This window comes from Paradevosia shaoguanensis (assembly GCF_016801025.1).
GTDB classification, from domain to species: domain Bacteria; phylum Pseudomonadota; class Alphaproteobacteria; order Rhizobiales; family Devosiaceae; genus Paradevosia; species Paradevosia shaoguanensis.
Genome location: NZ_CP068983.1, coordinates 4449775 through 4470747 on the forward strand (window position 1 = coordinate 4449775; position 20973 = coordinate 4470747).

General features: G+C 61.7%; 22 protein-coding genes. 9 read left to right on the plus strand and 13 right to left on the minus strand.

Annotated elements, in window-relative coordinates:
* Positions 1-7: 7 nt before the first annotated feature.
* The 8 genes from JNE37_RS21635 to JNE37_RS21670 all read right to left on the minus strand — a co-directional run bounded on the left by JNE37_RS21635 (position 8) and on the right by JNE37_RS21670 (position 7935).
* Positions 8-472 carry an ureidoglycolate lyase gene (locus JNE37_RS21635; protein WP_203064791.1) on the minus strand — a complete coding sequence of 155 codons (465 nt, stop codon included), beginning with the start codon at positions 470-472 and terminating at the stop codon, positions 8-10.
* 8 nt (positions 473-480) lie between these two features.
* Positions 481-1407 (minus strand): dihydrodipicolinate synthase family protein, encoded by a 927-nt coding sequence (locus JNE37_RS21640; RefSeq protein ID WP_203064792.1) that lies wholly within the window; start codon positions 1405-1407, stop codon positions 481-483.
* A 22-nt stretch (positions 1408-1429) separates the two neighbouring features.
* Entirely contained in the window at positions 1430-2467 is a 1038-nt protein-coding gene (locus JNE37_RS21645; RefSeq protein ID WP_203064793.1) for an ABC transporter ATP-binding protein, read from the minus strand.
* On the minus strand, positions 2448-3467 hold the full coding sequence (locus JNE37_RS21650; RefSeq protein WP_203064794.1) for an ABC transporter ATP-binding protein: 1020 nt from the start codon (positions 3465-3467) through the stop codon (positions 2448-2450). The genes JNE37_RS21645 and JNE37_RS21650 overlap by 20 nt, the downstream gene beginning before the upstream one ends.
* A gap of 5 nt (positions 3468-3472) precedes the next feature.
* Positions 3473-4414, minus strand: a complete 942-nt coding sequence (locus JNE37_RS21655; protein WP_203064795.1) for an ABC transporter permease — start codon at positions 4412-4414, stop codon at positions 3473-3475.
* 7 nt (positions 4415-4421) lie between these two features.
* Positions 4422-5384 (minus strand): ABC transporter permease, encoded by a 963-nt coding sequence (locus JNE37_RS21660; protein WP_203064796.1) that lies wholly within the window; start codon positions 5382-5384, stop codon positions 4422-4424.
* 73 nt (positions 5385-5457) lie between these two features.
* Complete coding sequence (locus JNE37_RS21665; RefSeq protein ID WP_035093016.1) at positions 5458-7080, minus strand: ABC transporter substrate-binding protein; 1623 nt, start codon at positions 7078-7080, stop codon at positions 5458-5460.
* 138 nt (positions 7081-7218) lie between these two features.
* The gene (locus JNE37_RS21670) at positions 7219-7935 is read right to left on the minus strand and encodes an FCD domain-containing protein (RefSeq protein ID WP_160176303.1); all 717 of its coding nucleotides are present in this window, start codon (positions 7933-7935) and stop codon (positions 7219-7221) included.
* Between the two features lie 351 nt (positions 7936-8286).
* Between JNE37_RS21670 and JNE37_RS21675 the strand changes: the two genes are divergently transcribed.
* From JNE37_RS21675 to JNE37_RS21700, 6 genes are read left to right on the plus strand one after another with little or no spacing between them, the layout of a single operon-like run.
* Complete coding sequence (locus JNE37_RS21675) at positions 8287-9312, plus strand: Gfo/Idh/MocA family protein (RefSeq protein WP_203064797.1); 1026 nt, start codon at positions 8287-8289, stop codon at positions 9310-9312.
* Positions 9305-10075: an SDR family NAD(P)-dependent oxidoreductase gene (locus JNE37_RS21680; RefSeq protein WP_203064798.1), complete on the plus strand. Its 771-nt coding sequence runs from the start codon at positions 9305-9307 to the stop codon at positions 10073-10075. Before JNE37_RS21675 ends, JNE37_RS21680 begins: the two co-directional genes overlap by 8 nt.
* 4 nt (positions 10076-10079) lie before the next feature.
* Positions 10080-11048, plus strand: a complete 969-nt coding sequence (locus JNE37_RS21685; protein ID WP_203064799.1) for a Gfo/Idh/MocA family protein — start codon at positions 10080-10082, stop codon at positions 11046-11048.
* Entirely contained in the window at positions 11045-11830 is a 786-nt protein-coding gene (locus JNE37_RS21690) for an SDR family NAD(P)-dependent oxidoreductase (protein WP_203064800.1), read from the plus strand. Before JNE37_RS21685 ends, JNE37_RS21690 begins: the two co-directional genes overlap by 4 nt.
* A 22-nt stretch (positions 11831-11852) precedes the next feature.
* Positions 11853-12665 carry an HpcH/HpaI aldolase family protein gene (locus JNE37_RS21695; RefSeq protein ID WP_202050222.1) on the plus strand — a complete coding sequence of 271 codons (813 nt, stop codon included), beginning with the start codon at positions 11853-11855 and terminating at the stop codon, positions 12663-12665.
* Positions 12665-13945 carry an amino acid deaminase gene (locus tag JNE37_RS21700; RefSeq protein ID WP_203064801.1) on the plus strand — a complete coding sequence of 427 codons (1281 nt, stop codon included), beginning with the start codon at positions 12665-12667 and terminating at the stop codon, positions 13943-13945. The genes JNE37_RS21695 and JNE37_RS21700 overlap by 1 nt, the downstream gene beginning before the upstream one ends.
* A gap of 88 nt (positions 13946-14033) precedes the next feature.
* Here the strand turns inward: JNE37_RS21700 and JNE37_RS21705 are convergent, their stop codons facing one another.
* The 3 genes from JNE37_RS21705 to JNE37_RS21715 are packed head-to-tail and all read right to left on the minus strand — an operon-like array spanning position 14034 to position 16176.
* A complete protein-coding gene (locus JNE37_RS21705) occupies positions 14034-14429 on the minus strand; it encodes a RidA family protein (protein ID WP_035093003.1) in 396 nt (131 codons plus the stop codon).
* A gap of 14 nt (positions 14430-14443) precedes the next feature.
* The gene (locus tag JNE37_RS21710; protein WP_246513709.1) at positions 14444-15433 is read right to left on the minus strand and encodes a hypothetical protein; all 990 of its coding nucleotides are present in this window, start codon (positions 15431-15433) and stop codon (positions 14444-14446) included.
* Positions 15434-15435: 2 nt separating this feature from the next.
* Positions 15436-16176, minus strand: a complete 741-nt coding sequence (locus JNE37_RS21715; RefSeq protein WP_246513413.1) for an SDR family NAD(P)-dependent oxidoreductase — start codon at positions 16174-16176, stop codon at positions 15436-15438.
* Between the two features lie 84 nt (positions 16177-16260).
* On the opposite strand from JNE37_RS21715, the gene JNE37_RS21720 reads away from it, so the two are divergent.
* The 3 genes from JNE37_RS21720 to JNE37_RS21730 are packed head-to-tail and all read left to right on the plus strand — an operon-like array spanning position 16261 to position 18373.
* Complete coding sequence (locus JNE37_RS21720; RefSeq protein WP_203064803.1) at positions 16261-17439, plus strand: N-acetylglucosamine-6-phosphate deacetylase; 1179 nt, start codon at positions 16261-16263, stop codon at positions 17437-17439.
* On the plus strand, positions 17436-17891 hold the full coding sequence (locus JNE37_RS21725) for a hypothetical protein (RefSeq protein WP_203064804.1): 456 nt from the start codon (positions 17436-17438) through the stop codon (positions 17889-17891). The genes JNE37_RS21720 and JNE37_RS21725 overlap by 4 nt, the downstream gene beginning before the upstream one ends.
* Positions 17888-18373: a hypothetical protein gene (locus JNE37_RS21730; RefSeq protein WP_035030149.1), complete on the plus strand. Its 486-nt coding sequence runs from the start codon at positions 17888-17890 to the stop codon at positions 18371-18373. The genes JNE37_RS21725 and JNE37_RS21730 overlap by 4 nt, the downstream gene beginning before the upstream one ends.
* A gap of 18 nt (positions 18374-18391) precedes the next feature.
* Here the strand turns inward: JNE37_RS21730 and JNE37_RS21735 are convergent, their stop codons facing one another.
* Positions 18392-19471 (minus strand): sialidase family protein, encoded by a 1080-nt coding sequence (locus JNE37_RS21735; RefSeq protein ID WP_203064805.1) that lies wholly within the window; start codon positions 19469-19471, stop codon positions 18392-18394.
* Entirely contained in the window at positions 19471-20952 is a 1482-nt protein-coding gene (locus JNE37_RS21740) for a M81 family metallopeptidase (protein ID WP_246513711.1), read from the minus strand. The genes JNE37_RS21735 and JNE37_RS21740 overlap by 1 nt, the downstream gene beginning before the upstream one ends.
* Between the last annotated feature and the right edge of the window lie 21 nt (positions 20953-20973).

Here is a 20973-nt window from a genome sequence, read left to right on the forward strand (position 1 = left end):
TCGCGATTCAGAGCGAGAGGGTAAGCGGCTGATCGAGGGTGAAGACCACGCCATCATCGCCGGCGTCGGAGCGCCACATCTGCATGCCGAACTCGGCGGGCTGGTCGAGCACGGTGAGGCCGGCATGCCAGGCATTGCGGGCGATGCAGATGGCGTCTTCCGGCCCGGCGACAAACGCCCGGACATTGGCCAGGTCGGGATCGCCCGACGGCAGGGTCGGAGCCACGACCACCAGCCAACGCCCTACCCGCAGCGGCAGGAAGCTCTGCGTGGAATGGGGGTGACGTTCGAGGAAGGTGATACTGATGGCATCAGCCGGGACCGGCTTGGGCGCGAGCACGGTGAAGACGTGCCGCCCGGGCACGTCTCCGATCTCGTTGACCATCGGCACTTCCGTCATCTTGCCGTCGACCGCGCGGATCGCATAGGCGAAGGGTTCGGCGGCGCCCGGCGTCAGGGGTTGCAACTTCATCGCATCCCTCAGATCGCATCGAGGAAGGCGACGCCTTCCAGCTTGCGTTCGGCCTTGAGCTTGCGGAACCCGGCCTTGAGCTCTTCCTCGCCCGCCTTGTCGAAATTGCCGAAGGGGCTGCGGCAGAGGCCGGCATCGGCGCCCATCCAGGCCATGCCGCGCTTGATGGCGGCGATCGGATTGCGCGGCAGCGAGAAGAAGATGATGGCGTTGGCGGTTTCCTGGAACTGCCTGGCCGCTTCCATGTCGCCGGCCTTCACGGCGGCGTCGAGAGCGATGAAGACTTCCGGAATGAGGTTGTAGAACGAACCGATGATGCCGTCGGCGCCGAAGCTGAGGCCCGACATCGCCATCTCGTCGGCACCCGAATAGACGATGAAGTCCTTCGAGATTTCTTCCTTGATCCGCATGATCTCGAAATGGGTGGTGGCGGTGTACTTGATGCCCGCCAGGCCCTTGATGGTCGAGAGACGCTTGATCATGTCGAAGCCGAAGAGACCGGCCAGCGGCACGTTGTAGGCGATCATCGGCAGGCTCGTGGAGCCGGTCACGTCGCTATAGTAGTTGTAGACCTGATCCTGCGAGAAACCCCAGTAGAACGGCGGCACCGAGGAGATGGCGTCGATGCCGGCTTCCTCGGCGTGCTGGGCCAGTTCCACGGTCAGCTTGGTGCTGATGGCGCCGACATGGGCCATGAGCGGGATGCGGCCGGCGGTCTCGTCGACCACGACTTCGACCACCCGCTTGCGCTCTTCGGGCGACATCATGAAGCTCTCGCCGGTGCTGCCGGTGAGGTAGAGCCCGTGCACCTTCCTGTCGATGAGGAAGCGCACGGCCGCGCGCATGCGGGCCTCGTCGAAATTCTCGTTCTCATCGAACGTGGTCACCATCGCCGGGATCACACCGGTGATGTTCTTGATATCGAAGGCAGGCATCAATGGCTCCAGGAAAAGAGGCTCACGCCGCGTTGGGCGCGGCCTCGGGAAGGTCGATGAGGTGGCAGGCGGCGTAGTGGTCGCGCCCGTCGATTTGGTAACGCCTGAGCTTGGGTTCGACCTGCGAACACACGTCCTTGCGGAACTGGCAGCGCGGGTGGAACGGGCAGCCGCTGGGCGGATTGACCGGGCTGGGCACGTCACCCTCAAGCACGATGCGCTTGGTCTGCTTGTCGAGGTCGGCCACCGGGATGGCCGAGAGCAGCGCCTGCGTATAGGGGTGGAGGCGCCGGGCGTAGAGATCCTCGGACGCGCACAGCTCCACGATCCGGCCCAGATACATCACCGCGATGCGGTCGCAGATGTATTCGGTGACCGACAGGTCGTGGGTGATGAAGATGTAGGTGAGGTTCTTTTCCTGCTTGAGCTTCATCAGAAGCTGCAGGACCTGCGCCTGGATCGACACGTCGAGCGCGCTCACCGCCTCGTCGCAGATGATCAGTTCCGGCTCGATGGAGAGCGCCCGGGCAATGCCGATACGCTGGCGCTGTCCGCCCGAAAACTCGTGCGGGTAGCGATCCATGTATTCGCGCCGCATGTTCACCGCCTCGAGCAGGTCGCCGATGATCTTGCGGCGCTCCTCGCGCGACTTGATGCCGTATTTCTTGAGCGGGTCCTCAAGCGAGCCGAAGATGGTGAAGGCCGGATTCAGCGAGGAATGCGGGTCCTGGAACACGATCTGCAGGCGCTTGCGATACGGGAAGAGCTCGTGGTCCTTGAGCTTGGTGAGATCGGTCTCCTGCTCGTCGGTCGAGCGATAGGTGATCTCGCCATTGGTGGAATGGATGAGCTGGAGGATGGTCTTGCCGAGCGTGGTCTTGCCGCAACCGCTCTCGCCCACCAGCCCCAGCACCTCGCCGCGATAGACATCGAGGTTGACGCCGTCGATGGCCTTCACATGCGCGGTGGTCTTCTGCATGAAACCGCCCTTGAGCGGGAAGTGAACCTTCACGTCACGCAGGCGCAGGATCACGTCGTCTTCATTGTGCTGCTGCTGCATGAGCGAACTCCTCGTAGCGCCAGCACATGACGCGGTGGGTATTGGTAACGTGGGTCTCGTCCGGCATGTCGTTGCAGGCTTCGGTGGCGAAGGCGCAGCGCGGGGCGAACTGGCAGCCCGACGGACGGTCGAACGGATCGGGCGTCGAGCCGGGAATGGCCTGGATGTCCTGGTTCTTGCCGCGGCCGAGGACCGGGATCGAGGCCAGGAGGGCACGCGTATAGGGGTGGACGGGGTTGCGCAGCACTTCGCCGACAGTGCCAGCTTCCACGATGTTGCCCATGTACATGACGGCGACGTCGTCGGCCAATTCGGCCACGGCGCCCATGTCGTGGGTGATGAGCATGATGGCGGTGCCGTGCTCCTTCTTGAGCCGGTCCATCAGCTCGAAAATCTGGGCCTGGATGGTGACGTCCAGCGCCGTGGTCGGCTCGTCCGCGATCAGGATCTTGGGGTTGCAGGCCATGGCCATGGCGATCATGGCGCGCTGGCGCATGCCGCCCGAATAGCGGTGCGGGAACTCGTCGACGCGCCGCTCGGGCAAGGGAATGCCCATCGACCGCAGGAGGTCGATGGCCTTGTCCTTGAGCTGCCGGCCCTTGAGCGCCGTGTGGTACTTGAGGTTCTCGATGATCTGGAAACCGACCGTGTAGACCGGGTTGAGCGCGGTCATCGGGTCCTGGAAGATCATGGCCATCTCGGCGCCGCGGATGGCGCGCATCTGGCGGCCGTTGCGGGCGAGCTGGTCGATGCGGATGTCGCCGCGATCGGAGTGATAGATGATCTCGCCCTCTTCGATGCGCGAGAGCGTGGGCAGGAGCTGCATCACCGCCGAGGCCGTGACGCTCTTGCCGCATCCGCTTTCGCCCACGATGCAGAGTGTCTTGCCCTTCTTGATCTGGAACGAGACACCGTTCACCGCCTTGTTGCAGCGCTTGTTGGTGTACATGAAGGTCTTGAGCCCGTTTACCGTCAGGGCGACGTCGTGGTTCTGAGCCATGAGCGTTATCCCTGCTGGGTCGGGTCGGTGGCGTCGCGAAGGCCGTCGCCGATGAAGTTGACCGAGAGCACGAAGAGCGAGATCACCGAGCCCACCGGCAGCCACATCCACCAGTTGTTCTGGAGCACGCGCAGGTCCTGCGCCACGTTGAGGATGTTGCCCCAGGTCGGGATGCCCATCGGCACGCCGAGGCCGAGGAAGCTCAGGCCAGCCTCCTGCAGGATGAAAGCCGCCGTGCTCAGCGTCACGTTGACCATGATGGGGCCGAGCGCGTTGGGCAGGATGTGCTTGAAGGCGATGAGCGGGGTCGAGAGGCCGAAGCTGCGCAGCGCCTGCACGTATTCTTCTTCGCGCAGCGACAGCATGCGGGCACGCGCCAGGCGATAGATACCGCCCCAGCCGGTGAGGATGAAGATGATCATGAGGTTGGCGAGCGACTGGCCGGTAATGGCCACCAGCAGCAGCACCAGGATGATCTGCGGGAACGACATGAAGATTTCGGAGACGCGCATGGCGATCGTGTCGACCCAGCCGCCGACATAGGCGGTGTAGCAGCCGATGACGACGCCGATGATCGCCGAGGCGATGGCGCTGCCGAGGCCGACCAGGATCGAGATCTGGCCGCCATAGAGGACGCGCGCGAACACGTCGCGGCCGGTCTTGTCGGTGCCGAACCAATGCTCCCAGGACGGGGGCTTGAGGATGGCGCGGAGGTTGATCTTCTGCGGATCCCAGGGCGTGAGAAACGGCGCCAGGATCGAAGCCAGGATGATGATCGTGAAAACGATCAGTCCGAACACGGCCAGCTTGTTGTTCATGAACTTGCGCACGAAGCGCGAGCCCTTGGCGTGGCTGTTCAGCCCCGCCTCTTCGCGGGCGCGGATCTGATCGAACTGGCGGTCGAGGCGCGTGCGGGAGCGGGGGCGTTGGGTGGTGATATCAGTCATGGAAACCTCACCGGCCTAGCCGGACGCGCGGATCGATCAGCGCGGTCAGGACGTCGACGATCAGGCTGGCGAGCAGCACGGCGATTACGGAGAGCAGCGCGATCATCATCACGAGCGGATAGTCCTGCGAGCGCACGGCGGCGACGAATTCGTTGCCGATGCCGGGCCACTGGAACACCTGCTCAATGACCACCGAGCCGCCGATCAGCACCGGCAGGCGGAAGCCGATGAGCACGATCACGGGCGTCAGCGCCACACGAAAACCGTGCAGCAGGTTGACGCGCCATTCGGGCAGGCCCTTGGAACGCGCGGTGCGGATGAATTCCTTGTTGAGGGAATCCAGCATGGACGAGCGCGCATACCGCATGACGCCGGCGGTCATCGTCACCGACAGCACCAGCGCTGGCATGACGAGATGCGGGAGCCGGTCCCAGAAGGTGACGTAGCCAGGCAGCGTACGGCCACCAACAGGCAGCCATTGCAGGTTAAGCGCAAAGATCAGGATGGCAACGAGGCCAAAGAAGAATTCGGGGATCGACACGCCGAGCATGCCGACAACCGTGAGTCCGTTGTCGGTGGCCGAGCCGCGACGGAGCGCGCTGACGGTGCCGAGCACGCAGCCGACGATGGTGGAGAGCACGAGCGCGACGCCGGACAATTCGAGTGTCGCCGGCAGGCGATCGCCGACGATCGTCGAGATCGGTACGCCGCCCGACATCGAGTAGCCGAAATTGCCGTGCAGCACGCCCCACAGCCAGATGCCGTAGCGGACGATGAACGGCTGGCCGAGGCCAAGGGATTCACGCAGCGCCTGGAGCCGCTCGGGGTCCATGCTCCCGTACATGTCCGGTGGGATCATGTAGGAAACCGGGTCGCCCGGGGTGAGATCGAGACCGAGATAGACCAGGAAACTGATCACCAGGGCCATCGGAATGAGCAGCAGCACGCGCCGTAGAATGTAGCTGAGCAATATGGGTGCCTCGCCTCAGGAGAAAAGGTGCCGCGGAGGGAGCGCCGCGGCACCGGCCAGTCTTGGGGGCTGGCTATTGCTTGGGATACTGGTTGATCCAGAGCATGCGGGTGTATGGGATGTCCGCAGGCGTGACCTTCATGAAGTCCATGCCTTCGAGCGCGGCGACGTCACCGGTATTCTTGGTGTAGCCGAAGTCGAGACGATGGGCCGAGGCGTTCTTGACCAGGTTCGGATCGTTGTCGTCGCTCGGGAGAGCCACGATCTGATCGATCTGCGGGACGCCGCCATAGTACTTGTCGTACGGGACGAAGGTCACGTAGTCGTTCATCTTCACGTCAGCGATCTTGAAGGGGCCGGAGCCGATTGGCTTCTGCCAGAACTGCGACTGCTGAAGCTGCAGCGGGTCGACACCCTCGAAGTACTTGGCCGGAAGCGGAGCGAACTGGCTGAAGGTCAGCAGCACGTTCGGGTCGGCCTTGGCGAAGTTGAGCGTGATGGTCTTGCCGTCGGTCTTGATACCCGAGATATGCTGGGCCTTGCCGTCGACAAAATCCTTGGCGCCTTCAATGGCGAGGAACGTCGCCGAGACAACCGGATGGATGTTCGGGATCTTGGCAGCCGTCTCAATGCTCCACGAGACATCGTTTACCGTAATCGGCTCGCCGTCGTGCCACGTGATGCCGTCGCGCAGCGTGAACGTGACGGTCTTGCCGTCCTCGCTCACGTTGTAGCTCTCGGCTAGCTGGCCGGCCTTTGGCGTCAGGTTGCCGTCGGCGATGATCAGCTTGTCGAAGACGATCTTGTTATGGATGAACTTGCCAAGATTCAGCCAGGGCAGTTCGAAGAACTGGGCCGGGCCGGTATTGGTGTAGAGCGTCTTCTTGCCTTCGGCGTCGGGCTTCACCGTCCAGTTATTGATGCCCCAGTCGTAGCTGTACTGCTCGTTACCATACTGACCGCCATTCCGGTCGACACGGTCGCTCTGGTAGATGAAGAGCTGCTGGTAATAGAGCGGCACGAGGTCAACGCGCTCGTTCTCGAACTTTTCGATCGCGTGGAAAGCCGGCATCTGCACGGCAGGATCGGAGCTCGAATTGATGTCTGCGATGAGCTTATCCATCTCCGGGGTACCCGGGAGATAGGCCGACTTACCGGTTTCGTAGCGGTTGTAATATTCCTGCAGCGCCAGGGCCGCGAGAGCGCCATAGGCCAGGTCCCACTTGACGGCCGACGGGCCATTCACGGGGTCCTTGGGCACGGTGCTCAGCTGCGCCGGCACGTCGCCCTCGAGCAGGCGATAGTTCACCTTGATGCCCACATCGGCCAGGTAGGCCTGGAATGCGGCCATCATGTCGGCGGTCACCTGATCCTTGTAGTAGTAGACCAGGTCGAGTTCGCGGTTGGAATCCCAGCCGGCTTCCTTGAGAAGCTCCTTGGCCTTTTCGGGATCGTACTTGTACGGATTGAGGTCGTTCGGCTTATACGGGCCGTTCGGCAGCAGGCCGACAGCAGCGATAGCCTTACCCTCAAGCAGCGTGTCCACAATCGTGTCCATGTCGATGGCATAGGCAATCGCCTGGCGGACGCGCACGTCCGAAAGCGGATTGCTGTTGGTGGGCTGAGCCCAGGCCGGCACGATGGTTGCGGTCGTCATGAGCAACGCGGTTGTTGCCATGGCCAAAATCTTGTTCATTCCCTACCCTTTCGAGGCTGTTCGACGTTCCTGTTTGGGCGCTCCGCTTTTTGTGCCCCTCGGCAACGGAGCGGCGTTGGTTTCACCCGATCGCCAGATGCCCTCCTGATCTGTTTTGGTCGGTTGCTCCCTTTGCTTTCAGTGTGATCCGATACCAACCGCCTGCCCCAGCGCCTGCTGGAAATAGACGCCGTAATTGCGCGTCAGGTGGCGGGTCAGAACTTCCACGGCCTTGTCCGAATCCTTCGCCAGGATCGCGGCCACGACTTCCTTGTGCTCGTTGTTGGAGCGGCGGTTGTGCGATTCCTGATCGCCGCGCACCGGCCGGTTCTTCATCAGGCGCTCGACGAAGGTGTCGTGTAGCGCCACGAAGATCGGATTGCCGGGGACTTCCGCCAGTGCCCGATGGAAGCGCGAATCCGCGTTGCGGAACGCCTCGCCATCGCCCAGCACCCCCTCCGCCTCCTCGATTGCGCCCACCATCTTGGCGATCTGCGCGTTGGTCGCGTGCATCACGGCGTAGCGGATCATGCTGGTTTCGAGAAACAAGCGCGCCTGCTCGAGATGAGCCTTGCCCTCATTGTCGAGGAAGAAAAACTGCACCGCCTCGCTGGCCGAATCCATGACCTGGGCTAGGGACGGCGAAACCACGCGCGGGCGCTTGCCCTTGGAATGATCGACCAACCTCATGCCGTGAAGGATCGTCATGGCCTCGCGAACCACGGTGCGCCCGACACCGAACCTCAGGCAAAGCTCACGTTCCGACTGGAACATGTCGCCCGCCCTCAATTCCCCATCGTGAATGTCTGCCGCCAAAGCCTTTGCGATGTCCGACGCGGTCAGAACTGTCGTCACGGATAGCCCTCTCCATTTCCCCACGCCTTCCACGCAACCATAATTTCCGTTTGGTGTCTAGTTACCGATTTTTTGTCGACCATTCATTTGAACTGGTCGACAAACCAGACAGCAATAGCAACAATGCCCCTGCAATTCAGCGGCTGGCAAATTGGAGAACTTGATTCAATCGATGCGCACAACCCATTGATTTCAATCAATAACACGTTGATCAATCTTCTTAGAACCGACCACAATCCTGCGTTGACTTCAAAAGCTATATCATTAACATAACAACATGTTCTTTTGCCGAGTCAAGCAGCAATCGGGAACGCCGAAAGTGACCGCCGGCATGGATTGCGAGGGAAATGCATGCGCAAGGTATTGATCGTCGGCTCTGGAGGAATCGGCCGTCGACACATCAAGGGCTTCCTGAAAACCGGACGAGCCGAGTTGGCGATCGTCGAGCCCGATCCGGGGCGACGCGAAGGCGTTCTCGGCGAGTTTGCGATTGCTCAGGCCTTTGCCAGCCTTGATGAAGTTGACTTGAGCGCATTTGACCTGGCGGTGATTTGCTCGCCGGCTCACACCCATGTCGCGATCATGCGTCGGTGCGCGAACGCGGATCTGCCGTTTCTGGTTGAGAAGCCGCTATCGGTCACCATGGACGGGGTCGACGAGGTTTGCGCTTTGGTCGCCCAAAAAGGCCTTCTCGCTCGCGTTGGCTATGTGCGGCGAGTCGCAGATGAAGTGCGCGCGCTTCGCGAGCAGATCGCTGACGGCAAGATCGGGCAGCTCAAGCTCGCATACCTCAACACCTCGCAGGACTTCCCGAAATATCGTCCTGACTTCCAGCGCACCTACTACGCGCGGCCAGAAATGGGCGGTGGCGCCATTCTCGATGCGGCAAGCCATCTCTTCGATATGCTGATCTGGCTCATGGGTCGCCCGACCGACGTCGCCTGCATGTTTGACCGGCTGGTGCTCGAAGGGACCGACACCGAGGACACATGCCTGGTGACCATCCGCTTCGAGAGTGGAGCCATGGCCAACATCACCATCAACCAATTCCAGAAGCGCAACGCCGCCACTTTTGAGTTCATCGGCACCAAGGGCAACCTGCTGCTCGATCATTCGGTACTCAAGTTCACGGATGACGACAGCGGCAAGTGGTCGGAGGCACGAGACTTCATGGCAGGCCTCGTCCCGATCGAAACCCATCAGGAACGCTTCGCCATGCAGGCAAACGCCCTGCTAGATGCACTGGATGGAAAGCCCTGCGAGCTGGCAACGCTCGATGAGGCCCGCTTGAATCTCAAGGTCGCGCTGGCCGCCAAGGAATCCTGGCTGGAAAAGCGCATCGTCGCCATTGCGCCGGATGGAGGGGTCAATGTTTGATCTGGCAGGCAAGACAGTTCTCGTCGCAGGTGGAGCCGGTTATCTCGGCGCTCCCATCTGCACCCTCGTCGCCCGACAGGGTGCACGCGTTTGCGTCGCCGATATCGACGCCAACCGGCTCAAAAGCTCGGTGGCCGAAATCGCTTCCACTGGGGCTGACGTCTGGGGCTTACCGCTCGACATCGGCGACGAGGCCTCCGTCCTCGCCTGTGTCAGGGACTGTGCCGCGCGCGCTGGTTCGCTTTGGGGCGTGGTCAACGCCACATTCGGCTCGACAGGCAAGAAATTCGATGACCTGACGGCCGCTGATTTCGACCGCGCCAACCGGCTCAACCTCACCGGCTCCTTCATCCTCGCCCGTGAGGCGGCGCTGCATATGAAGGATGGCGGCGCGATGGTGATGTTCGCCTCGATGTATGGCCTCGTGGCGCCCAAGCCCGCTATCTACCCTGCGCCGATGGCGCCCAATCCCATCGAGTACGGCGCCGGCAAAGCCGGGCTCGTGCAGATGGTGCGCTATATGGCTGGCCACTTTGGTCCACGCGGCATCCGGGTCAACGCCATCGCGCCGGGTCCCTTCCCGCACGACAAGACCGTTGCCGATGCGCCCGAATTCGCGCTCACCCTGGCCAGCTCCACCATGCTCGGCCGCATCGGCCGGCAAGCAGAGACTGCCGGACCCACCGCCTTCCTTCTCTCCGAAGCCTCCAGCTACGTGACCGGGCAGGTACTGCCGGTCGATGGCGGCTGGACATCCTGGTGATCCGATGAACCCACTTCCCTACGGCGACAAGAAATTGCGCCTCGCAATGCTCGGAATGGTGGAGGGCAACGGCCACCCCTATTCGTGGAGCATCATCATCAACGGGCGCTACGACGCCGATGCCCTCTCGCGCTGCCCTTACCCCGCTATTCGCGACTATATCGGCAAGCAGCCTCTGCATACGCTGGGCATCCCGGGCGCCGAAGTCACCCATGTATGGACAGACAATCCCGACGAGGCACCGATGGTGGCCAAGGTCGCCGGCATCGCCAATGTCGTGGCTCGCCCGGAAGACGTGATCGGCCAGGTCGATGCAGTTTTCGTCGCAACCGACAAGGGCGAGGAACATGTCGAGCGCTGCCGCCCCTTCGTTGAAGCTGGCATTCCGATCTTCGTGGACAAGCCACTCTGCATCGGCCGCGACGACCTTGCGACCTTCGAGCGCTGGATAGCCGAGGGCAAGCCGATCATTTCCTCATCGGCCATGCGCTATTGCAAGGAGTTCCAACCCTATCACCGTTCGACCTACGAGTTCGGCGATCTGCGGCTCGTCACGGTCACCATGGCCAAGAGTTGGGAGGCGTATGGCATTCACGCTCTCGAAGCCATGTACCCCATTCTTGGCCCGGGCTTCGTCTCGGTGCAGAATATCGGCGACGGCGGCTCGAACATCGTTCACCTGCGCCACAAGGACGGTGTCGACGTCGTCCTCACTGTGATCCCCGATCTCTATGGCGGCTTTGGCCTCGTAACCCTCGCGGGAACAAAGGCCAACACGCAGCTCAAGTTCTTCGACAACTACTATTCGTTCAAGACTCAGCTCGAGTCCTTCATCGATTATCTGCGGACCGGGCAACCGCCCGCACCGTGGGACGAAACCCGCGAGTTGATGCAGTTGGTGATCGCCGGCATCGAGAGCCGCCGGCAAGGCGGTCGCAAAGTCCTTCTCAGCGAACTGGAGCAACCGGCATGACCGTCCTTGATAGCTTCTCCCTCAAGGGCAAGGTCGCACTCGTCACAGGCGGCGCCGGACAGTACGGCCGCCAGATTGTAGCTGCTCTCGCCGAGGCCGGCGCCAAGACCTATATCGCCGCCCGCGATCGCGCCAAGCTCGAGACCGTGGCCGAAGAGGAACGGGCCGGCGGCTACGACGTGACGGCTCGGTCGCTCGACCTCTCCCAGGACGCTTCCATTGAAGCGCTCCATCGTGAGATCATCGAGGAGAATGGTCGTTGCGAAGTGCTGGTCAACAATGCTGTGACCCGCTCCGCTACCTCGGGCTGGCATCATGACCTCGTTGAGTACGACAAGAGCCTGCGGGTCAACGCCTCTGCTCTCTTCAAGATCACCTATCTCTTTGGCCAGACCATGCGCCAGCACAGGAACGGCTCGGTGATCAATATCGGCTCGATGATGGGCATGGTCGGCGTGGAGATGGCCAACTATACCGGCACTGACATGAATCCCGACCCCTCGCCCATCTACTTCTACGAGAAGGGCGGGATGCTCAATTTCACCCGATGGGCGGCGAGCATTCTCGGCGCCGACAACGTGCGTGTGAACTGTCTGTCTCCCGGCGGCTTCCTCAATGGCCAGCCCGAGCCCTTCGTGGCGGCCTACAGCGCCCGCACCCAGCTCGGACGAATGGCCAACGCCACCGATCTCAAGGGAGCGATCGTCTTCCTTGCCTCCGACGCCTCCGCCTACATCACCGGCACGAATATCCCGGTCGATGGCGGCTATACCGCCAAGTAACCTCCGCAAAGCGAGAACGAACGTGACCGACAAGCAGCCTTACACCGCCGCACCCGCCACCGCCTTTCGCATGCGGCCCAGCCGCGTGCTGCGCGCCATCCGCGAGGGGCGCGTGGCGCGCATGCTCAAGCTCAACACGCCCGACCCGAAGGTCGCTGAGATCTTTGCAGCGGCCCAGCCCGATGCGCTCTGGCTCTGCATGGAGCACGTCAGCACCACGCATGAGCAGATCGAAAACCAGATCCGCGCAGCCAAGCTCTACGATGTCGATACGCTCGTTCGCGTTCCGCGCGGCAGCTACAGCGACTATGTCCGGCCGCTGGAATCGGATGCCACGGGCCTTATCGTCCCGCACGTTCTCAATGTCGAAGACGCGCGCCGCGTGCGCGACATGACCAAGTTCGCCCCACTCGGCCGTCGCGCCGTTGACGGCGGCAACAACGATGCGCAGTTCACCCGTGTCTCGTTCAGTGATTATCTCGAGACCGCAAACAAGGAACGCTTCGTCTGCCACCAGATCGAAGACCCTGAAGCGCTTGAGCAGGTCGAAGCGATTGCCGAGGTCGATGGCGTCGATTGCCTCTTCTTCGGTCCTGGCGATTTCTCGGTGGCGCTCGGCATTCCCGGCCAGCTCCACCATCCCGACGTGGTGAAGGCCCGCCAGCGCGTGGCTGATGCCGCTCGCAAGAACGGCAAGATCGCCGCAACAGTCTGCGGCAAAGATCGTATCGCGGAATATGTAGGAATCGGATACAATTTCTTGAGCGTTGGGGCAGACGTCGTCGCGCTTGCTCAATACGCAGATGACCTTATGGCAGCTTTCGAGAAGATCTGATGAACATCGACTCTATCAAGGCGACCGTCATCGACGATCGCACCAAGGGCATTCCTGGCGGCACGGAGCCGTTCGCCTTGTCGGAGATCGGGAGCAAGGGGTGGAACGTCCTCCGCGAGGACCTGCCCCTGCCCCTCATGGTGCTCAAGCGGTCGAGTCTCGATCACAACGCGTCGGTATTCGGCGCCTATCTCGCTTCGCACCATCTCTCGCTGGCGCCGCACGGCAAGACCACGATGGCTCCGCAGATTTTTGCCGAGCAGCTGGCGAATGGCGCCTGGGGCATTACAGCAGCGACGGCCAACCAGGTGCAAGTTATGCGCGCCTACGGCGTCTCGCGCATCATTCTTGCCAACCAGTTGGTCGGAAAGGCCAACGTTCTTGCCATCGCGCAGGAAATCAACGCTGACACGTCCTTCGACTTCCTCTGCTTCATCGACTCGGCGGCGCAGCTCGACAACATGGCGCGCCAGCTTAACGGAGTGACGCTCGATCACCCGATACGCCTCCTCATCGAAGTTGGCGTCGTGGGCGGCCGCACCGGCGTTCGCAACGTCGCCGAGGCACTTGCCCTGTCCAACGCCATAGCGGCAGCAGACAGCAGCAAATTCCGCTTTGCCGGTATCGCCACCTTCGAAGGTGTAGCACCAGGCCTCGACCGCAGCGTCGAGCCGGTTGCCGATCTCGCTGACACCCTCCTCGAAATCGTCCGTTCTCTGCCCAAGGCCCAATATGACGGGCTCGACGAATTCATCCTCAGCGGTGGCGGCTCGTCCTATTTCGATATCATCGCCGACCGCTTTTCGACGCTGGCGCTCGATATCCCAGTCCGCGTGCTGCTGCGCTCGGGCTGCTATGTCACCAACGATTCAGGCAGCTACAAGAACGCGCAGGACGCCGCCAAGGCCGACCCCCATCGCAGTTGGAAGAGCGAGCTGAAGCCAGCGCTTGAAGCCTGGGCCTATGTCCAGTCCCGCCCCGAGGAGAACCTCGCTTTCCTCACCATGGGCAAGCGCGACATCCCGTTCGATTCCGGCCTGCCCAAGCCCTTCAAGCTCTACCGCCCCGGCGTCGGCTTCCTTGATGTCGGCCAATGCGAGGTCTTCGCCACCAACGACCAGCACGCCTATGTGCGTCTTGGTCCGGGCACCGACTGGCGCGTCGGCGACCTGGTCGCCTCCGGCATCTCCCATCCCTGCACCGCCTTCGACAAATGGCGGCTCATTCCTGTGGTGGATGACGAGTACAATGTCATCGACGGAGTGATGACGTTCTTCTGAGAGGGGGCCCCCTCCCGCGGAACTTGCGGAACTCCTCCCCCGGCCTTCGCCCGGGAGGAGATGAGAATGCGTAGCAGGGTTCGGCCCCCTACTTCACCGCTTGTTGCCGCGTGGCCTTCGCGTAGGCAAAGCAATCCAGCTCGAACTTGAGCTTGGTTCCGAGCACACCAACGATCGTGCTTCGCGTCGGGGCCGGCTGGGCGAAGTACTCGGGGTAAATTTTGTTATAGAGCGCCAGGTCGTTCTCGTCGGCTACGTAGGCCCGCACGTTGACCACGTGGTCGAGGCTAAGGCCGCCGGCTTCCAGGATCGCCCGGAGATTGTCGATCGAGCGTCGCATCTCGTCCTCGAACGTGCCCGAGATGATCTTGCCCGTTTCCGGATCGACTGAAGCCTGTCCAGACACGAACATGATATCGCCCGCGATGAAGCCGGGGCTGAAGGGAAGGTGCGACTTCGCGCCCTCATTGACGAGCTTGAGCATGATTTGTCCCGAGGTTATGGCCGAAAGTCGGCGGGGAAGTTGTAGACGCGCGCCGGCGCCTGACGGTCTTCGAGGTTGTCGTAGATCGCGGCAAGCACCTGCCGCATCCACTCCTCGGACGTGACGACAAAGCCCGCCCGGTCGACATCTAGGCCGAAGGGGTAAAGCTTGGTCGGCTTGTGCACCCACTTAAGGATCTGCGTGTGCCAACTCTGGTGCATGTAGCCGCAGACGAAATCAGGCTCGAACTGCTCGATGGCATCGCGCAGCGCCTTCGTATCCTCGGCACCAGTTTCCTGGTTGACCGAGATCACCTTGAGCTCCTGCTCCACTGGCGCCGCGGCACAAGCCTGCCGAAAGGCCTCTAGGCGTGCCACCTGTTCGCTCGAAGCGATGGAGGAGTCGAGATAGAGGTAGCGCCGCTTTTCGCTGCCGAAGCGATCGAACATGACCGTGAAGGCCGGAGCGAAATCGATGCGGTAGGTATTGTAGGGCAGCCCTTCGAGCGTCATGTCGATGACCGCTACCTGGCTGGACGTGCGGGCCAGGTCGTCGAGCCGCGTATGCGGCGTGAGGCCCGTCAGTACGACGACATCGAGCCGATCCCACATTTCCACGGGCATCTTGTGGTCGGTGAAGCTGCCCAGGATGAATTCGTGGCCGTCCGACACTACGCCTTTTTCGAAGGCGACCACGAGCTTGGTATAGAACTCGTTGTTGAAGATACCGCCACCGACGATGTCGCGGTTGTAGAAGAAACCGATCCGGTGATGCGCCTCGGTCCAGGGCGTCTTGACCAGGAAAGAACCCTTCCCCACCTGGCGGCGGATAACTCCCTCCGCCTCGAGGTCCTTGAGCGTCTTGATGACGGTGATCAGCGAGAAATCGCAGAACTTGATGATTTCGTTCTGAGACTCGATACGGTCACCAACCTTGGCGCCATTGGTCTTCCAGCGCCGAAACAGCATCTCGCGAAGCTGAAGGTGGCGCGGAGAAAGATCCATGTTCACTGAAGTTCTTCCCAAGACATCTGGTTGGCGAGGATGCCACCATCGATATAGAGCATCTGCCCAGTGACATAGCGCGCGCCCGGCGAGGCAAGGAAGACTGCGGCCTCCCCGATATCGTCAGGCTCGCCGATACGCCCGAGCGGAATCTGCGCCCGTAGGATGGAGCGCGTGTTGCCGGTTCCCAATCCCGCCTGCGTCAGTGGCGTCTCCACAATGCCCGGACCGATGCCGTTAACCCGGATGCCACGCCGCGCCAGCGTCACCGCCATCGAGCGGATCATCATCAGCACGGCACCTTTAGAGGTATCGTAGATAACGCTGTTCTTCTCGGCGGCCAGCGAATTGGTCGAGCCGACGCAAATGATGCTCGGGTTGACGTGCTGAGGCGTCACGGCCTTCACGAAAGCCTGCGAAGCAAAAAGGTAGCCGCGGACATTGAGGTTGAACGTACGCTCGAAAACTGTCTCGTCGAGATCATCGAAATCGACATCCCGAAACGTACCGGCATTGTTGACCAGCGTATCGAGCCGCCCGAGCAGCGAGGTTGCCTGCTCCACCAGACCGCGTGCGCCCTCGACCGTTGAGAGATCAGCTTCCACGAAATGGCATTCGGTCAATGCACTCAGCTTGGCCAACGCGCCAGTGTCCGGCAGGTGGGAGTTGATCACGAGGCGGGCGCCCGACCGGGCAAAGGCCTCGGCAATGGCGAAGCCGATGCCGTAGGTCGATCCCGTCACGCAAACACAACGCGGCTCAGCACTTCTCTCTTGCAAGGGCAACTTACTCCGTTAATATGATAACATGTTAACATGAGTCATGAGATGCAAGTCAAGCAAAGGTGGACCAATGTCTCCGTCGTTACACCGGAGGGCGTTGAGACTAAAGACCTTTTGATCGAAGGCGAGCGCTTTGCGGACCTCGTCGCACCAACCGAGCCTGGCAGCACGGATTGGCGCGTAGTCGATGGTGGCGGTGGCATCCTCTATCCGGGTATGCTCGATCTGCTTCAGCACGGCTTCGACATTCATCTCTACAATGACACGACGCCGGGTGCCGTGGCAGCCAATTCCGAGTTGCTGCTCGCCCGCGGCGTCACGGGCTTCCTCCCCTCGATCAGTTGCCTGCCCCCCGCCGAGATGGAAGGCACGCTGTCGCGGCTTTCCGCCCAATGCGAAGAAGCCAAGGGGGCGCGAGCCATTGGCGTCCACAGCGAAGGCCCCTGCTTTGGCCTTCCCGGCGCTCATAACCTCGCGAACATCGTCCAGCCTTCGCCAGCCCTTGCCGAGCGCATGCTCGCAGCCACTGGCGGCAAGCTGGCTGCCGTAACCGTTTCTCCAGAGCTGCCCGGTGCCGAGGCCTTCATCAAGGCGCTCAAGGCCGCCGGCGTCTCTATCCATCTCGGGCACAGCCGCGCCGCGCCGCAGGACATTCCTCGCTATGTCTCCTGGGGGATCGACGCCGTCACGCATATGTACAACGTGATGCCGACCATGCCCGCCGACAATACCGGCGTCCACGTCATATCTCTCACCGACGCCCTGCTGGCCGAACCAAGCGTTGCCCTGGGCCTCATCTGCGATGGCATCCACGTCAACCCGCAGCTCATTCGCCTCCTGGCGCAGTTACCAGCCGGTCGCACCTTCCTTGAAACCGACTCCAACAAATACGCTGGCGGCGAGGACAATTCATTCGAGTTCTATCCGGGCTATTGGGTTCGCAGCCAGCGCGGCAACGCTGTGCGCGACAGCAACGGAAACCTCTGCGGCTCATCACTGACGTCGGATGAAGCCATGCGCAATTTCCTCGCATTCACCGGCGATGATTTGGTGCGTGCCGCCTACGCCACGAGCCTCGTACCCGCCCGCGTTCTTGGTCGCGATCACGACCTGGGCAGCATAGAAGCCGGCAAGCTGGCCGATTTCGTCCTGCTCGATCCGGTCACAAGGGACGTCCGTGCCACTTATGTCGGTGGCACGCACCGCTATGGAGAAGGACGATGAGCGAGCAGAAGCCCCTGCGCTATCAGGAAGACGCCAATGTCCACCTCGATTTCCACGGCGCCACCAACACGACCATCGATTTCATCGTCCGCAAGTTCGGCGTCGAGGCGCTCTACGAGATCTTCACCCGCGTCGGCCGAGACGTCTATCGCGACCTCCATGACCACCTCGCCGCGGGCGACACCAATGAACTCGTGCGGCATTGGCGGCATTTCTTCGAGCGCGAGGACGCCGATTTCGATATCGCAATCATTGGTGACGAAATCGTGCTGACCGTGCGGCGCTGCACTGCCTGGCATCACGTGGCGAAAATCGCCCCGAAGGTATCGCCCTATTTCTGCGACCAGACGATCAAGACCAACGAGGCCATGGCCGCCGGCACCCCGTTCGCTATAGCAACCGAAGTCACCGGCCCCGGCTCGTGCCGTCAGGTGATCAGGAGGAAGGCATGATCCCCAGCGATCATTTCCCTCGTTTCTACAACGAGGTATTCAAGTTTCTCGAGGCGCAGGGCGAGGATGTGCTGCGTCAGTACTGGCTCGAAATCAGCATGAACCAGGAGCGCCACGTGCTCGACCTCTTCCGCGCGAAGGGTCTCGAGGGCATGTACGAATATTGGGAACACATCCGCGTCGAGGAGAATTGCGAGCTCGACCTCGAACTCCACGAGGACCGGATTGAGCTGAGCATGCGCAAATGCCCCAGCCTCACCAAGGTGCTGGACAACGACGCCGCCCCGATGAGCCGCTATTGCGACCATTGCGCTGGCTGGATCGGGCCCATCATGGACAAGGTTGGCTACCATCTTGTCTACGACGTCATCGACCGCACCAAGCCGCAATGCACGATGAAAGTGTTCAAGGACAAGGCCGCGGCCAAGGCAGCCGAAGCCGAGGCCAAACTGCTGATGGGCTGGCCGGGCCGCGAGGAATAAGCTTCGTGCAGGCGCCCGCTACGCCGCCAATACGTACCCCTTGATCACATGCTGGCAGTTCTCAAGCTGCCAGCACGCTGCCATTATCTCCCCGTTCGACAACCGCAACAGCGACGGCTGCCCGAATTTCAGCGAACCGAACTGCCGCGCGATATCGACGCTCGAACTGCCCATGCGGTCGTCGGCGAAGAGATCGAACTCCTCCTCAATCACCAGACCGTTCCCGCCAAGCGCGAGCTGCCGTACCACCAGTCCCACTGGAGCCTCGCGGTGGGCGTGGATGGTGAGCAGCCTTCCGCCGTCAAGCGCCATCAGGTTCGAAGCCTGCCCCCTGATCCCTGTGTCGATCGCCGGGCCAAAACTTTCCCCGCCGTCCCGCGACAGCACGATATGATTGGCGAGGTTTATCCCGCGAGCATTGTCGTAAGCCCAGAAGATGACGGCCACCTCCCCTGGTGCCGTCTCGCAAAGCCGGCATTCCCACGGCGAAACCTCTCCCTTCGGCGACCGATAAAATTCGCTCAGCTTCCTCCATGAGATGCCATTGTCATCGCTGGCGATAATCCAGCCTGCATGCCCTTCCTTGCCGAGATGGAACGGCGCCGCCGCACCCAGGATGCGGCCGGACGCCAATTGAATGCACGGCCCCGAAAGCTCAAGCGACGCGCCCTCGATGGAGTACTCGCGCGGAATGCTCCATGACTTTCCTGCATCATGCGATACGCTGATCTTGTTGTGCATTGGCAGAAGTTCGAGCGTCGCAGGATCGACAATAGGCGTGAGCGGCGTCGGCCGGACGAACACATATCCCGTCGCCAGCAGCGACCCGTCAGCCAACAACAGCGGCTTGTAACTCTCCGACTCCTCGGGGTCGAACCGCGTCGAGTGCAGCGCTTCGGGTTCCGACCATGTCCGTCCAAAATCGTCGCTACGGCTCACCACCGCCCGTTGGTCGGCGGAATCGAAGGCCTGGCCGATCGAAAAAACCGCCACCAGGTCGCCGCCCGGCACCTGGACGATACCGGGAAAAACCGCCTGACGGCTGACGAGCAGTGGCTGGGGATTGGCGTAGATGGTGACGGTATCGACGAGGTGCATCAGAGGCTCAACTGCTTCCCGGCCAGCTTGCGATAAGGCAGGCGGTTAAGATTGCTGGTGCAAAGGCCTGCCGTATCGACATAGAAGCTGGCCCGCGCGATCGGATCATACGCATCCTTATGCGAAACCGCAGCCTTCACCACGACGTATTGCGCCTCTTCCGGTCGCAGGCCCTGAGAATGCACCTGCCCAAGATCCATCGGCGGCGTCTTCATGGTAGTGAGCAGGATCGTGGCCTGATCGTTCTCCACCACCGCACTCGGCCCCATGTCGGCAGACGTCCCGATCATCGATGCCAGGTGAGAATTCTTGAGCTCCAGCTCGAAGCGTCCATCCGTCAGGTTTCGCACCGTCCCGCTAAACGCAACCGGCTGCCCATGATGCTCATCGGTCTTGCCGCCAATCCTCAGCGAAACCTGCGCTCCGATCCCCGCGGCGGCGCACTGCCGAACGGATTCCGGGTCATTGATTACGGCAACGACGCCCTTCCGACCCGTCGCCAGTAATGGCCCGAGCAGGTCCGTGGCGTCTCCTGGGGTACCACCGCCAATATTGTCGGCAGGTTCGATCAGCAGCACCGGGCCGCTACCTGGCGGTAAGGCATCGGCCTTGGCCAGCGCCTCGACCAGCGTGTTCTCCTTCGGATATCCCGCAGCGAGATGGCTTTCCAGTACGCCTGCCAATTCGTCGAGATACCGCGCTGCCTGGTCTGCCGGACCGGTGGTCGAGCAATTGAGGCTGAACCCGCAATCGGGAATATCCGAATAGGCATACCCTGCCATCACGTTGACGCAGAGGATTTCCGGATCCTCAGCTTCGATCCGGCGCGCCGCCGACAGCACGCTTTTCATCGGATCGTTCATGGAACCAACGCCGGTGGGCGGCAGCACATAAGGCGTTGGCCGATGCACTTGCCGTACCCGGGTGCCATCCATCAACCGGCCAAAAAGCTCAGTGGCGCGTACCGCCGTCTGTCGCGCATCGGTATGCGGATTTTCCCGATAGGCGCAAAGCAAAGTGCTGAAATTGACCATGTCCCGGGAGACATTGGCGTGAAGATCGAGCACCCCCACCACCGGGACATCGCGACCGCGCCGCTCCAGCACTTCGGCGATGCGCTTGAGCAGCACGCCTTCGACATCATCGCAGCTTTCGCTGACCATCGCCCCATGCAGAACCAGGAAAATGCCGTCGATGTTCTCGACCTCGCGCTCAAGCACATTGAAGAACACGTCATCGAAGGCAGCGATGGCCTCGTCCGTCACCGGCCCGCCCGGCATCGCCGCCATCTGGATGGTTGGGATGATTCTCCATCCCTTTTCTCGCGCCGTGGTCAGGAAGCCATCTGACGGCGAGCCATTGCCGAGGTTCCGACCAATGGCGTCTTCGCCAAGGTTGAACGCCATTGCCTTGAAGTCGGCCAGGGTCGTGGGAACCGAGAGAAACGTATGGGTCTCATGATAGAGCCCGGCAAACAGCACCGACTTCAAGACGCACCTATA

What these genes read in the sequence shown, in the direction of transcription:
- JNE37_RS21635 (WP_203064791.1), bottom strand. Translation starts at nt 472, where the DNA reads ATGAAGTTGCAACCCCTGACGCCGGGCGCCGCCGAACCCTTCGCCTAT.
- JNE37_RS21640 (WP_203064792.1), bottom strand. Translation starts at nt 1,407, where the DNA reads ATGCCTGCCTTCGATATCAAGAACATCACCGGTGTGATCCCGGCGATG.
- JNE37_RS21645 (WP_203064793.1), bottom strand. Translation starts at nt 2,467, where the DNA reads ATGCAGCAGCAGCACAATGAAGACGACGTGATCCTGCGCCTGCGTGAC.
- JNE37_RS21650 (WP_203064794.1), bottom strand. Translation starts at nt 3,467, where the DNA reads ATGGCTCAGAACCACGACGTCGCCCTGACGGTAAACGGGCTCAAGACC.
- JNE37_RS21655 (WP_203064795.1), bottom strand. Translation starts at nt 4,414, where the DNA reads ATGACTGATATCACCACCCAACGCCCCCGCTCCCGCACGCGCCTCGAC.
- JNE37_RS21665 (WP_035093016.1), bottom strand. Translation starts at nt 7,080, where the DNA reads ATGAACAAGATTTTGGCCATGGCAACAACCGCGTTGCTCATGACGACC.
- JNE37_RS21675 (WP_203064797.1), top strand. Translation starts at nt 8,287, where the DNA reads ATGCGCAAGGTATTGATCGTCGGCTCTGGAGGAATCGGCCGTCGACAC.
- JNE37_RS21680 (WP_203064798.1), top strand. Translation starts at nt 9,305, where the DNA reads ATGTTTGATCTGGCAGGCAAGACAGTTCTCGTCGCAGGTGGAGCCGGT.
- JNE37_RS21685 (WP_203064799.1), top strand. Translation starts at nt 10,080, where the DNA reads ATGAACCCACTTCCCTACGGCGACAAGAAATTGCGCCTCGCAATGCTC.
- JNE37_RS21690 (WP_203064800.1), top strand. Translation starts at nt 11,045, where the DNA reads ATGACCGTCCTTGATAGCTTCTCCCTCAAGGGCAAGGTCGCACTCGTC.
- JNE37_RS21700 (WP_203064801.1), top strand. Translation starts at nt 12,665, where the DNA reads ATGAACATCGACTCTATCAAGGCGACCGTCATCGACGATCGCACCAAG.
- JNE37_RS21705 (WP_035093003.1), bottom strand. Translation starts at nt 14,429, where the DNA reads ATGCTCAAGCTCGTCAATGAGGGCGCGAAGTCGCACCTTCCCTTCAGC.
- JNE37_RS21710 (WP_246513709.1), bottom strand. Translation starts at nt 15,433, where the DNA reads ATGGATCTTTCTCCGCGCCACCTTCAGCTTCGCGAGATGCTGTTTCGG.
- JNE37_RS21720 (WP_203064803.1), top strand. Translation starts at nt 16,261, where the DNA reads ATGCAAGTCAAGCAAAGGTGGACCAATGTCTCCGTCGTTACACCGGAG.
- JNE37_RS21725 (WP_203064804.1), top strand. Translation starts at nt 17,436, where the DNA reads ATGAGCGAGCAGAAGCCCCTGCGCTATCAGGAAGACGCCAATGTCCAC.
- JNE37_RS21730 (WP_035030149.1), top strand. Translation starts at nt 17,888, where the DNA reads ATGATCCCCAGCGATCATTTCCCTCGTTTCTACAACGAGGTATTCAAG.
- JNE37_RS21735 (WP_203064805.1), bottom strand. Translation starts at nt 19,471, where the DNA reads ATGCACCTCGTCGATACCGTCACCATCTACGCCAATCCCCAGCCACTG.